Source organism: Labrys wisconsinensis (assembly GCF_030814995.1).
GTDB lineage: Bacteria > Pseudomonadota > Alphaproteobacteria > Rhizobiales > Labraceae > Labrys > Labrys wisconsinensis.
Map to the genome: position 1 here is coordinate 41,709 of NZ_JAUSVX010000030.1, position 12,200 is coordinate 53,908.

Consider the following 12,200-nt stretch of genomic DNA (forward strand, 5'->3'; position numbering starts at 1 on the left):
GAATGACCAACACTCCGCCGGTTCCATCGAACCGGCGGACCTGAGAACGACCCGGCTGGCCGGGTTCCAGGGTGCAAGCAGGGGCGGTGGAAAAAAATCCACAAGCCCCTTTTTCATGCCCGGAGCCTGGCCATGAGTGACGCCTTAAGCGAATTCGCCGCGATCGAGATCGAGACGGCGCGCCTCGTCCTGCGCCTGCCGGAGCCCGGCGACGCTGCCCGCATCGCCGAGCTCGCGGGCGACCATGCCGTCGCCTCGATGACGGCCCGCATCCCCCACCCCTATCACCTGGCCGACGCGGAGAGCTATATCCGCTCGTCGGCCGAGAATCGCCGCAAGGGCCGGGCCCTGGTGCTGGCCGTGACGCGGCGGGGCGACGGGGCGCTGATCGGCTGCACTGGCCTCAATATCGGCGAGAAGGTCTCGGCCGAGATCAGCTACTGGACGGGCCGCCCCCATTGGGGCCACGGCTTCGCCACCGAGGCCGCCCGTGCCCTGATCGACCACGCCTTCGAGACCACGCGCATCGAGGCGGTCACCGGCGCCTGCCGCGTCATGAACGACGCCTCCCGGCGCGTCCTGGAGAAATGCGGCCTGCACTACGTCACCTCGGGCCTCGCCCCGGCCCCGGCCCGCGGCGGCGCCATGCCGGTCGACCGCTTCCGCCTGTCGCGGCGCGACTGGGAGAGCTTCAAGGCCTGGCGCCCGGCGACGGTGCGGACCCGTCTCGGCACGCCCGAGCCCGAGGCGGCCTGAACCGCACCGGCCTGCCGACCATCGCGGCACGCCCGATTCGGCCGCAAGAACCGGATCGCCTCCGCCGGACCGGCATGGTCCTGCTCGTCCTCGGATCCACGACCCGAGGACGCGGCGCATGCCACCGGAGCCCGAGACATCCCTGCCGCCGACGTTCCGGCGGATCGCCTGGTCCAACCTCGCGGCCCAGCTTTCCGAGCAGATGGCGCTGGCCGCCGCGCCGCTCGTCGCCGTCCTGCGGCTCGGGGCCGGTGCCGCCGAGACCGGCCTGCTGCAGACCGCGCAGACGCTGCCCTTCCTCTTGCTGTCGCTCCCGGCCGGCGTCATGGCGGACCGGGCGTCGCGGCGTCGGCTGATGGTGGGATCGGAAGCGCTGCGAGCGCTCTCCCTCGTCGCCGTCCTCGTCCTGGCGGCACAGGGCGGGCTGACCCTGCCCGTCCTCGCGGCGCTCGGCTTCCTCGGCGCGCTCGGCACCGTCTGCTACAGCGTCACGGCGCCGGCGCTGGTCGCGGCGTTGGTTCTCCGGGACCAGCTCGCCGCCGCCAACCGCTGGCTGGAGCTGGCGCGCAGCATCGCCTATGCCGCCGGCCCCGCCGTCGGCGGCGCCATCGTCGGCTGGACCGGCGCGCCCGCCGCCTACGCCCTGGCGACCGGGCTTTCCCTCGCCGCCGTCGTCCTGCTCGCCGGCCTGCCGGATCACAGGGCCACGGCGGGATCGCGGCGCCATCCGCTGCACGACCTCGCCGAAGGCGCGGCGTTCGCCATGCGCCATCCCCTGCTGCGCCCCATCCTCGGCACGGCCGTGGTCTTCAACATCGCCTGGTTCGTCCTCCAGGCCGTCTATGTCGCCTACGCCGTGCAAAGGCTCGGGCTGACGGCCGGCGGCATCGGCATGACGCTGGGCCTCTACGGCGCCGGCATGGTCACGGGCGCCCTGCTGGCGCCGCGGCTGTCGCGGCGCCTGACCTTCGGCGCCATGGTCGCGATCGGTCCGTTCGCCGGGCTCTGCGCCTCCGCCGCCATGCTGCTGACCCTCTGGCTGCCCACCGGCGTTCTGGCGGGGCTCGGCTTCTTCCTGTTCGGGGCCGGTCCGGTGTTGTGGACCATCTCGACCACGACGCTGCGCCAGGTGGTGACGCCGGCCGCCCTGCTCGGGCGCGTCTCGGCGCTGGTGATGACGGCGACCTTCGGCGCCCGGCCGGTCGGGGCGGCGATCGGCGCCTGGGTCGCCGGCCGCTTCGGCGTCGAGGCTTGCCTCGCCGTCTCGGCCGCCGGGTTCATGGTGCAGGTTCTGGTGATCTCGGCCTCGCCGGTGCCCCGGCTGCGCCATCTGCCGGAGGCGGCCTGACGGTCGGGCTCGGGACGCCGCCGGCGAGGGCCGCGGCAGCTCATGCATTTGTCGCAAAGTCCTGATCTGTGACGCGGACGGATGCCGGCGGTCGAGCGCCGGCCCGGCGACGCAGGAGCATGCCATGCGGTGGCGGACGAGACTGGTCGGCGGCCTGGTTCTGGCGGCCATGGCAGCGGCCTCGGCGTGGGCCGACGGCGCAATCCCGGTCGGGTCCGCCGAAGCGGTCGCCGATCTCGGCGGCACGGCGCTCACCGTGTTCACCTACAAGCCCGAGGGATGCACGCCGCGGGCTATGCTGCTGGTGTTCCACGGCGTGGGCCGCAATGCCGACGGTTATCGCGACCATGCGCGCCCGCTCGCGCAGAGCCTGTGCCTGCTGGTGGTCGCCCCTCGGTTCGACCAGGCCCGCTTCCCGCGCTGGCGCTACCAGGAGGGCGGCGTGATCCGGCACGGGACCGCGCAGCCCCCGCAGAGCTGGACCGGGACCTTGGCGATCGAGCTGGTGGACTGGGTGCGGCAGCGCGAGGCGGCGCCGTCCCTGCCCTATGACCTGCTCGGCCATTCGGCGGGTGCCCAGTTCGTCGACCGCCTCGCCGCCTTCGTGCCGAACCATGCGCATCGCATCGTCATCGCCAACCCGTCCACCTATGTCCGGGCGCGGCTGGACCTCGCGGCACCCTTCGGCTTTGCCGGCCTCTATCCCGGCGACGAGGCGAGCGCCGCGCTGAAGCGCTACCTCGCCGCGCCGATCACCGTGCTCCTCGGCCAGGCGGACACGCTGTCGAAGAACCTCGCGGAGAGTCCCGAGGCGCAGGACCAGGGCGCGACGCGGTATGCGCGCGGGCAATTCGTCTTCCACGAGGCCGAGCGCGTCGCCGCCGAGCACGGCTGGCCGTTCGCCTGGCGCCTGGCCGAGGTTCCCGGCGTCGGGCACGATGCCAAGGAGATGTTCGCCTCCCCGCAGGCGGCCGCCGCCCTGCAGCCCTGAGGGCGCCGCTATCGGATTGGTGGAAGCATGGCGGCGCGGGCAGGCCGCGCCGCGATCATCCGGAGGCCTTGCCATGGCTGCCCATCGCGATCTCCCGGCGGAACGGGCGGCCGAGATCGCCGCCGCAGCGCTGACGCGGGCCACGGGCGAGCCGGCGACCCTCGCCGCGATCCAGCCGCTCGGCGAGGCGGATCGGCGCAACCTGGTGCTGCGGGCGCACGCCTCGGTCGGGGCGCGCAGCCGATCCGTCATCGTCAAGGCGAGCCGGGCGAGCGGCCATGACCCCGCCGCGCCGGACGCCTTCGCCGTCTCGGGCCTCGTGCGCGAATGGGTGGCGCGGGCGCTGCTGTGCGAGGCGCCGGGCGGGGAGGGCGCCTTGCTGGCAGGAGACGCGGAGCACGGCCTGATCGTGTTCGAGGATCTCGGCCGCGCGCCGGGCTCGCTGGTCGGCCCGCTGCTGGAGGGGACGGCGGCGGTGGCCGAGGCGGCCCTCGCCTCCCATGCCGTGGCGCTCGGCCGCCTGCACGCGACGACTCTCGGCTGCGCCGGGCGGCACGCCGCCATCCTCCGGGACCTGTTCCCGGCGGCCGAGGCGCCGCGGGCGATGGGCGCGCGATGGCTGGCGGCGCCGGTCGAGGTGGCGGGCCTGTCACTGCCGGCGGACGAGCTCGACCAGGTTCGCGGGCGCATCGCCGATCCCGGACCGTGGGCGGTGCTGGTCCATGGCGATGCCTGTCCGGACAACGTCCTCCTCATCGACGGCGAGGCCTGGCTGCTCGACTTCGAGTTCTCGATGCCCGGCCATGCCCTGCTCGACGCCGGCTATTGGCGCATGGGCTTTCCCTCCTGCTGGTGCGCCGGCACGGTGCCGGGTCAGGTCGCCGACCGGATCGAGGCGACCTATCGCGGGGTGCTGGCGCCGGCCCTGCCGGAGGCGGTGGATGACCGGCTGTTCGTGGCCGAGGCGGCGCTCGTCGCCGTCGCCCGCCTCCTGATGAGCCTCGACTGGCTGATGCCGGCGGCCCTGGCCGAGGACGGGCGCTGGGGCATCGCCAGTCGCCGCAGCCGCATCCTGCACCATCTCGGCGCCGCGATCGCCGCTTGCGAACGGGCAGATGCCTTCCCGGGCAGCCGTGCCGTCATGGCGCGGTGGCACCGCCACGTCCAGGATCTCTGGCCCGGCAGCATGCCGCTCGCGCCCTATCCCGCATTCGCCCGCACGGGAGGCGCCTGACCGGGCCCGGCCGCCGCGGCCGCCGGGGACGGAAGCTGCGTCGTGTCCCAGCCCCCGCCCAGCGCCACGATCAGGCTCACCGCGGCGGCGAGGCGCTGCTCCCGGGTCGTGAGCAGCGATTCCTCGTCCGACAGCGCCGTCGCCTGCGCGGTCACCACCGTGGTGAAGGCCTGCGTGCCGGCGCGATACTCGTTGAGGGCGATCTGCACGGCCTGCTCGGCGGCGGCGACGGCCTGCGCCTGCACGCCGGCTTCCTGGGAGAGGACGCGGATGGCGGCGAGCTCGTCCTCCACCTGCTGGAAGGCGGTGAGGACGGTCTGGCGATAGGTGGCCACGCTCGCATCGTAATTGGCCTTGGCTGCCGCGACCTGGGCGGCGGTCAGGCCGCCGTTGAACAAAGTCTGGGCGATCGACAGGCCGTAGGACCAGGCGGGATTCGTGACGCCGAGCGAGCTGCGGAAGGGATCGCCGGAATAGCCGAACGCGCCCGAGAGCGAGACGCTGGGATAATAGGCCGCCATCGCCACGCCGATCTGGGCGTTCTGCTGCTGCATGGTGCGTTCCGCCCCGGCGATGTCGGGGCGCCGCTCCAGCAGGGCGGAGGGCAATTGCAACGGGATCGAGGGTACCGTCCTCGACAGGCCGCCGTGGGGGATCGTGAGCTGCGCCGGCGCCCGGCCGATCAGGACGGCGATGGCGTGCTCGTACTGGGCGCGGGCGACGCCGGTGTTGATCGCCTGGGCCTGGGCGGCGAGGAGCTGCGCCTTGGCGGTGATGACGTCGGAGCGGGCCGAGGTTCCCGCCGAATATTGGTTCTGGGTGATGTCGAGCGAGCGCTTGTACTGCGCCACCGTGTCGGCCAGGAGGTCGTGCAGGGCATCCGTCTCCCTGAGCTCGAAATAGGCGGTGGCGAGCGAGGACTGCATCGACAGCGTCGCGTTGGCGAGGGTTGCGGCGCTGGCCTGGGCGCCGGCGGTCTCGCCCTCGATCGTCCGCCGGACCCCGCCCCAGAGGTCGAGGGTCCAGCTCGCATTGGCTTCGGCGGTGAGCAGCGGGCCCTGGCTGGAGGAGCGCGACAGCTCCGGGTTGAGGCTCAGCGTCGGGAAGAGCTGGGCCCGGCCCTGTGCGATCAGCGCCTGCGCCTCGCGGTAATTGGCCTCGTCCGCCTTCAGGGTCTGGTTCGAGGCCGCCACCTGCGGCATCAGGGCGTCGAGCTCGGGGTCGTGGAACACCGTCCACCACTGACCCTTGGCGAAGTCGTCGCGCGGCTCGCCGAGCTTCCAGCCCTTCATCTCCTTGTATTGCGCGGGAACGATCGCGGCCGGGCGCAGGTAGTCGGGGCCGACCATGCAGCCGCCGAGGGCCAGCGTCGCCCCGGCCAGGCAGAGCCGCGCGGAGCGGGCCCCGAGCCGGATCGGCCGGCCCCCGTCCGCCGTCCATGCCGTGTCTCGAACCCTCATGATGGCCCTCCCGCGAGACCGGCACCGCGCTGCCCGAGATAGAACCGGTTCCACAGGCGGTGCAGCCAGCGGTTGAACCGGTCGAGATAGAGATAGATGACGGGCGTGGTGTAGAGGGTCAACGCCTGGCTGACGATCAGGCCGCCGACGATCGACAGGCCGAGGGGATGGCGCAGCTCCGATCCCTCGCCGGTGCCGAAGGCGAGCGGCAGCGCGCCGAGCAGCGCCGCGAAGGTGGTCATCATGATCGGCCGGAAGCGCAGCAGGCAGGCCTCGAAGATCGCCTCCGGCGGGGCGAGGCCCCGGCGCTCCGCCTGCAGGGCGAAGTCGATCATCATGATGGCGTTCTTCTTGACGATGCCGATCAGCAGGATGATGCCGATCAGGGCGATGATGGTGAACTCCATGTCGAACATCTTCATCGCGAGCAGGGCGCCGACGCTGGCGGAGGGCAGGGTCGAGATGATGGTCAGGGGATGGATGGTGCTCTCGTAGAGGATGCCCAGCACGATGTAGACGGCGATGAGGGCGGCCGCGATCAGCAGGGGCTCGTTGGCCAGGGACTGCTGGTAGGTCGCGGCGGTTCCGGCGAAGGAGCCGTGGACCGCGGCGGGCATATGGATGTCGGCCATGGCCTGCTCGATCGCGGCCTGGGCCTCGCTGAGCGCATGGCCCGGCGCCAGGTTGAAGGAGATGGTCGTCGCGACGAACGGGCCCTGGTGGTTGACCGAGAGGGGCGTCAGCCCGGCCTGGAACCGCGCGAAGGCGGCCAGCGGCACCATCGTCTCCTGGTTGGTCGACACGGAGGCGCCGGCCGAGGCGCTGGCATTGCCGACCGTCGCGATCGAGTTGATCGCCAGGTTGCGGGCGGAATCGGCGGCGATGGTCGCGGCCGTCGTGGTCGTCACCGTCGAGGCCGAGAACGTGCCCGCCGCGGCGTTGGTGCTCTGGGTGCCCGAGGGATTGGCGCCCGAGGTCGAGACCCAGATGTCCCTGAGCGTCTCCGGCGACTGCCAGTAGCGCGGCTCCACCTCCATCACCACGTGGTACTGGTTGAGGGCGCTGTAGATCGTCGACACCTGCCGCTGGCCGAAGGCGTCGTAGAGCGTGTTGTCGATGGCGTTGAGCGTCAGGCCGAGGCGCGCCACCGTCGGCCGGTCGATGACGAGGTCGGTCTCGAGGCCGCCCTGCTGCTGGTCGGAATTGACGTCGGTGATGACGCCGATCCGCTGCATCGCTTCGGTCAGGCGCGGCGCCCACTCGTTGAGGACCTTGGTCTCGTCGGCCTGCAGCGTGAACTGGTAGGCCGCGTTGCTCTGGCGCCCGCCGGTGCGCAGGTCGGCCGCCGGCTGCAGGAACAGCCGCGCGCCGGGCACCTGCGCCAGCTTGCCGCGCAGCCGGCCGACCACCATGTCGGCCGAGATGCCGCGCTCGGCCAGGGGCTTGAGCGAGATGAACATGAAGCCGGAATTGGTCTGGCGCCCGCCGGTGAAGCCCATGACGTTGTCCACCGCCGGATCGGCCTGGACGATGGTCTGGAGCTGCGTGAACTTCTGCGCCATCGCCTGGAAGGAGATGCTCTGGTCGGCCTGGATGCCGCCGATCAGCAGGCCGGTGTCCTGGGCCGGGAACAGGCCGTAGGCGATGTCGGAGAAGAGATAGACGTTGAGGCCGATGGTGGACAGGAGCACGAGCGCCACCAGCAGCGAGTGGCGCAGCGCCACCGCGAGGGTCCGGCTGTAGAAGGACTGCATGGCCTCGAAGCCGCGCTCGGTCACCCGGTAGAACCAGCCGTTGGAATGGTCGGCGGGGTTGGGCAGGAAGCGCGAGCACATCATCGGCGTCGCGGTGAGCGAGATGAACAGCGAGATGGCCACGGCCATCGACAGGGTGATGGCGAACTCGCGGAACAGCCGGCCGATGATCGAGCCCATCAGCAGGATGGGCAGGAACACCGCCACCAGCGAGATGCTGATCGAGACCACGGTGAACCCGACCTCGCGCGCCCCGACGAGCGCAGCCTCGAGGCGCGTCGCCCCCAGCTCCATATGGCGGGCGATGTTCTCCAGGACGACGATGGCGTCGTCGACCACGAAGCCGGTCGAGATCGTCAGCGCCATCAGCGACAGGTTGTCCAGGCTGAAGCCGAGGAGGTACATCGCTCCGAACGTGCCGATGATCGAGACCGGCACCGCGATGCTGGGGATGGCGGCCGAGCGCAGGTTGCGCAGGAACACGAAGACGACGAGCGTGACCAGGGCGACCGACATGATCAGCGTGTGCTCGGTGTCGGTCAGCGAGGTGCGGATCGTCTTGGAGCGGTCGAGCCCGATGCTGAGGGTGACGTCGCCGGGCAGCGCGGCGGCCATGCGCGGCAGCTCGGCCTTCACCGCGTCGACCGCCTCGATGATGTTGGCGCCCGGCTGGCGGTAGAGGATGACCAGCACCGAGGGCTTGCCGTTGGCCAGGCCCGCGTTGCGCAGGTCCTCCACCGAATCGTCGACATGCCCGAGATCCGTGAGGCGCACCGCCGCGCCGTTGCGGTAGGCGACCACCAGGTCGCGGTATTGCGCGGCCCGGCTCGCCTGGTCGTTGGTGTAGATCTGGTAGTGGAAGTCCTTGGTTTCGACCGCGCCCTTGGGGCTGTTGGCGTTGGCCGAGGCGAGGGCGGCGCGCACGTCCTCCAGGCCGATGCCGTACTTGAACAGGGCGCCGGGATTGAGCTCGACGCGCACGGCCGGCAGGGCGCTGCCGCCGACGTCGACCTCGCCGATGCCCTTGAGCTGGGACAGGCTCTGCTGCAGCACGTTCGAGGCCGCGTCGTAGAGCTGTCCCTGGGTGCGGGTCGGCGAGCTCAGGGCGACGACCATGATCGGCGAATCCGCCGGGTTGATCTTGTGGTAGGTCGGGTTGGCGCGCAGGCTGGTCGGCAGGTCCGCCCGGGCGGCGTTGATCGCCGCCTGGACGTCGCGCGCCGCCCCGTCGATGTCCCGGTCGAGCCCGAACTGCAGCGTCACCCGGGTGTTGCTCAGCGAGCTCTGCGAGGTCATCTCGGTGACGTCGGCGATCTGGCCGAGATGGCGTTCGAGCGGAGCGGCGACGGTGGCGGCCATGGTGTCCGGGCTGGCGCCGGGCATGGTCGCCAGCACCGAGATGGTGGGAAAGTCGACCTGGGGGAGCGGGGAGACCGGCAGCTGGCCGAAGGCGAAGGCGCCCGCCAGCGCGATGCCGATGGTCAGGAGCGTCGTGGCCACCGGCCGGCGGATGAACAGGGCGGAGAGGTTGCTGCTCACGGCGCCCCCGCCACGGCCGGGCCCGGCGCCACCGAGGGGCTGAGCCGCTCGAACATCAGGTAGATCACCGGGGTGGTGAACAGGGTCAGCACCTGGCTCACCGTCAGGCCGCCGACGATGGCCAGGCCGAGCGGGTGACGCAGCTCCGAGCCGACGCCGGTGCCCAGCATCAGCGGCAGGGCGCCGAACATCGCCGCCATCGTCGTCATCAGGATCGGGCGCAGCCGGAGCAGGCAGGCCTGGTGGATCGCCTCGCGCGGGCTCTTGCCCTCGCTGCGTTGCGCATCGAGCGCGAAGTCGATCATCATGATCGCGTTCTTCTTGACGATGCCGATCAGCAGCACGATGCCGATGATGCCGATCACGTCGAGGCCGGCGCCGGCGATCATCAGCGCCAGCAGCGCGCCGATGCCGGCGGAGGGCAGGGTCGAGAGGATGGTGACCGGGTGGATGAAGCTCTCGTAGAGCACGCCCAGGACGATGTACATGGTCGCCACCGCCGCGAGCAGCAGCATGAGCTCGTTGGACAGCGAGGCCTGGAAGGCCAGGGCCTCGCCCTGGAAGCTGGTGGTGAAGCTCGCGGGCAGGCCGATATCGGCCTCGGCCGCGCGGATCGCGTCGACGGCGGCGCCGAGCGAGGCGCCGGGCGCCAGGTTGAAGGAGATGGTCGCGGCCGGCGACTGGCCGAGATGGGAGATCTGCAGCGGCGAGGTCTGGACGGTGGTGGTGCTGATCGCCGACAGCGGGACCTGCCCGGTCGTCGAGGCCGAGGACGGCAGGTAGATCGAGCCGAGCGAGGTGACCGACTGCTGCAGCGTCGGATCGGCGTCGAGGATGACGCGGTACTGGTTCGACTGGGTGAAGATGGTGGAGATGATGCGCTGGCCGAAGGCGTCGTAGAGCGCGCTGTCGACGGTCGCCGGCGTGATGCCGAAGCGCGCCGCCGTGGCCCGGTCGATGGTGAGATAGGCGGCGAGGCCGTTCTGCTGCATGTCGCTGGCGACGTCGGTGATCTCGGGCACCGTTTCCAGCCGCGCCAGCAGCTGCGGCGTCCAGGTCTGCAACTGGCCGAGGTCCTGGTTCTCCAGGGTGAACTGGTACTGCGTCGCGCTGACCGTGGTGTCGATCGACAGGTCCTGCACCGGCTGCATGTAGAGCGCGATGCCGGCGACGCCGGCGGTCTCGGCCTGCAGCCGGCGGATGATCTCGCTGGCGCTGGCCTCCCGCTCGTCGTGCGGCTTCAGGTTGATCAGGAAGCGGCCCGAGTTCAGCGTGACGTTGGAGCCGTCGACGCCGATGAACGAGGACAGGCTGACGACGTCGGGGTCCTTCAGGATGGCGTCCGCCAGGGCCTGCTGGCGCTCGGCCATCGCGGTGAAGGAGGTGGTCTGCGCCGCCTGCGTCACCCCCTGGATCAGGCCGGTGTCCTGGATGGGGAAGAACCCCTTGGGGATGACGGTGTAGAGGTAGGCGGTGAGGGCGAACGTGGCCAGGGCCACGAGCAGCGTCACGGCCTGGTTGTCGAGCACCACGTCGAGGGCGCGGCTGTAGAGGCGCACGAGGGTCTGGAAGAAGCGTCCGCCGCTGGCATGGGCCTGGCCGCCCTCGCCGGGCTCGCTCGGCTTCAGCAGCTTGGCACAGAGCATCGGCACCAGCGTCAGCGACACCAGGGCCGAGATGACGATCGTGACGGCGAGCGTGATGGCGAACTCGTGGAACAGGCGCCCGACCACGTCGCCCATGAACAGGAGCGGGATCAGCACGGCGATCAGCGAGATCGTCAGCGAGATGATGGTGAAGCCGATCTGCTCCGAGCCCTTCAGCGCCGCCTCGACCGGCGTCTCGCCCATCTCGAGGAAGCGGGCGATGTTCTCGATCATCACGATGGCATCGTCGACGACGAAACCCGTGGCGATGGTCAGCGCCATCAGCGAGAGATTGTCGAGACTGAAGCCGAGCTCGTACATCACGGCCAGGGTGCCGACCAGCGAGAGGGGCACCGACAGGCTCGGGATGAACGTCGCCGGGATGTTGCGCAGGAACAGGAAGATCACCAGCACGACCAGGCCGACGGCCAGGGCGAGCTCGAACTCGACGTCGGTCACCGAGGCGCGGATGGTCACGGTCCGGTCGGTGAGCGGGGTGATGGTGATCGAGGCCGGGATCGAGGCCTCGATCGCGGGCAGCAGCGCCTTGATGCTGTCGACGACCTCGATGACGTTGGCGCCGGGCTGACGCTGGACGTTGACGATCAGCGCCGGCGTCCGGTTCATCCAGGCCGAGAGCTTGGCGTTCTCGGCCGCCTGCTCGACGGTGGCGACGTCCCCGAGCTTGATCGGCGCACCGTTGCGGTAGGCGATCACCGCATCGATATAGTCCTTCGGATCCCTGATCTGGTCGTTGGCGTTGATCGCGGAGGACTGCGCCGGCCCGTCGAAATTGCCCTTCGGCGTGTTGACGTTGAGGTTGCCGATCGTGGTGCGCAGGTCGTCGAGGTTGAGGCCGTAGGCGGCCAGCGCCCGCGGGTTGGCGTGGATGCGCACGCTCGGGCGCTGGCCGCCGGAGATCGACACCAGGCCGACGCCCGGCAGCTGCGACAGCTTCTGGGCGATGCGCCCCTCGACGATGGCCTCCACGTCGGTGAGCTTGAGGGTCTGCGAGGTCACGCCGAGGGTGAGGATCGGCGCGTCCGCCGGATTGACCTTGGCATAGATCGGCGGCGCCGGCAGGTCGGACGGCAGGAGGTTGCCGGCCGCGTTGATCGCCGCCTGCACTTCCTGCTCGGCGATGTCGAGGCCGATGTCGAGGCCGAAGCGCAGGGTGATGACCGAGGCGCCGGCCGAGCTCTGCGAGGCCATCTGCGCCAGGCTCGGCATCTGTCCGAACTGCCGCTCCAGCGGCGCGGTGACCGAGGAGGTCATCACTTCCGGACTGGCGCCGGGGTAGAAGGTCTGCACCTGGATGGTGGGATAGTCGACCTCCGGCAGGGCCGAGAGCGGCAGGAAGCGATAGGCCACGACCCCGACCAGGAGGATGGCCACCATCAAGAGCGAGGTGGCGACCGGCCGCTCGACGAACAGGCGCGAGGGGTTCATGGCTGCAGCTCCCCCGGCATGGG

Annotated in this window: 7 protein-coding genes; 4 read left to right on the forward strand and 3 right to left on the reverse strand. The window is 70.9% G+C overall.

Translation table 11 applies throughout. The features are described 5' to 3' along the window. The first annotated feature begins 132 nt into the window (after positions 1-132). The 4 genes from QO011_RS40675 (at position 133) to QO011_RS40690 (ending at position 4,329) form a co-directional block, all read left to right on the forward strand. Positions 133-756 (forward strand): GNAT family N-acetyltransferase, encoded by a 624-nt coding sequence (locus QO011_RS40675; RefSeq protein ID WP_307285924.1) that lies wholly within the window; start codon positions 133-135, stop codon positions 754-756. 118 nt (positions 757-874) lie between these two features. Continuing rightward, positions 875-2,104, forward strand: coding sequence for an MFS transporter (locus tag QO011_RS40680; protein WP_307285926.1), 1,230 nt, complete (start codon positions 875-877; stop codon positions 2,102-2,104). 124 nt (positions 2,105-2,228) lie between these two features. Further along, entirely contained in the window at positions 2,229-3,095 is an 867-nt protein-coding gene (locus QO011_RS40685) for an alpha/beta fold hydrolase (RefSeq protein ID WP_307285928.1), read from the forward strand. 73 nt (positions 3,096-3,168) lie between these two features. Then, the gene (locus tag QO011_RS40690; protein WP_307285930.1) at positions 3,169-4,329 is read left to right on the forward strand and encodes a phosphotransferase; all 1,161 of its coding nucleotides are present in this window, start codon (positions 3,169-3,171) and stop codon (positions 4,327-4,329) included. Here the strand turns inward: QO011_RS40690 and QO011_RS40695 are convergent. From QO011_RS40695 to QO011_RS40705, 3 genes are read right to left on the reverse strand one after another with little or no spacing between them, the layout of a single operon-like run. Then, entirely contained in the window at positions 4,296-5,789 is a 1,494-nt protein-coding gene (locus tag QO011_RS40695; protein WP_307285933.1) for an efflux transporter outer membrane subunit, read from the reverse strand. The two genes, QO011_RS40690 and QO011_RS40695, sit on opposite strands and share 34 nt — an antisense overlap. Then, on the reverse strand, positions 5,786-9,082 hold the full coding sequence (locus QO011_RS40700; RefSeq protein ID WP_307285935.1) for an efflux RND transporter permease subunit: 3,297 nt from the start codon (positions 9,080-9,082) through the stop codon (positions 5,786-5,788). Before QO011_RS40700 ends, QO011_RS40695 begins: the two co-directional genes overlap by 4 nt. After that, the gene (locus tag QO011_RS40705) at positions 9,079-12,177 is read right to left on the reverse strand and encodes a multidrug efflux RND transporter permease subunit (protein ID WP_307285937.1); all 3,099 of its coding nucleotides are present in this window, start codon (positions 12,175-12,177) and stop codon (positions 9,079-9,081) included. Before QO011_RS40705 ends, QO011_RS40700 begins: the two co-directional genes overlap by 4 nt. Positions 12,178-12,200 lie beyond the last annotated feature (23 nt).

Excerpts from the sequence above, each read along its gene's own strand:
- QO011_RS40675 (WP_307285924.1), top strand. The coding sequence starts at position 133 with ATGAGTGACGCCTTAAGCGAATTCGCCGCGATCGAGATCGAGACGGCG.
- QO011_RS40695 (WP_307285933.1), bottom strand. The coding sequence starts at position 5,789 with ATGAGGGTTCGAGACACGGCATGGACGGCGGACGGGGGCCGGCCGATC.
- QO011_RS40685 (WP_307285928.1), top strand. The coding sequence starts at position 2,229 with ATGCGGTGGCGGACGAGACTGGTCGGCGGCCTGGTTCTGGCGGCCATG.
- QO011_RS40680 (WP_307285926.1), top strand. The coding sequence starts at position 875 with ATGCCACCGGAGCCCGAGACATCCCTGCCGCCGACGTTCCGGCGGATC.
- QO011_RS40705 (WP_307285937.1), bottom strand. The coding sequence starts at position 12,177 with ATGAACCCCTCGCGCCTGTTCGTCGAGCGGCCGGTCGCCACCTCGCTC.
- QO011_RS40690 (WP_307285930.1), top strand. The coding sequence starts at position 3,169 with ATGGCTGCCCATCGCGATCTCCCGGCGGAACGGGCGGCCGAGATCGCC.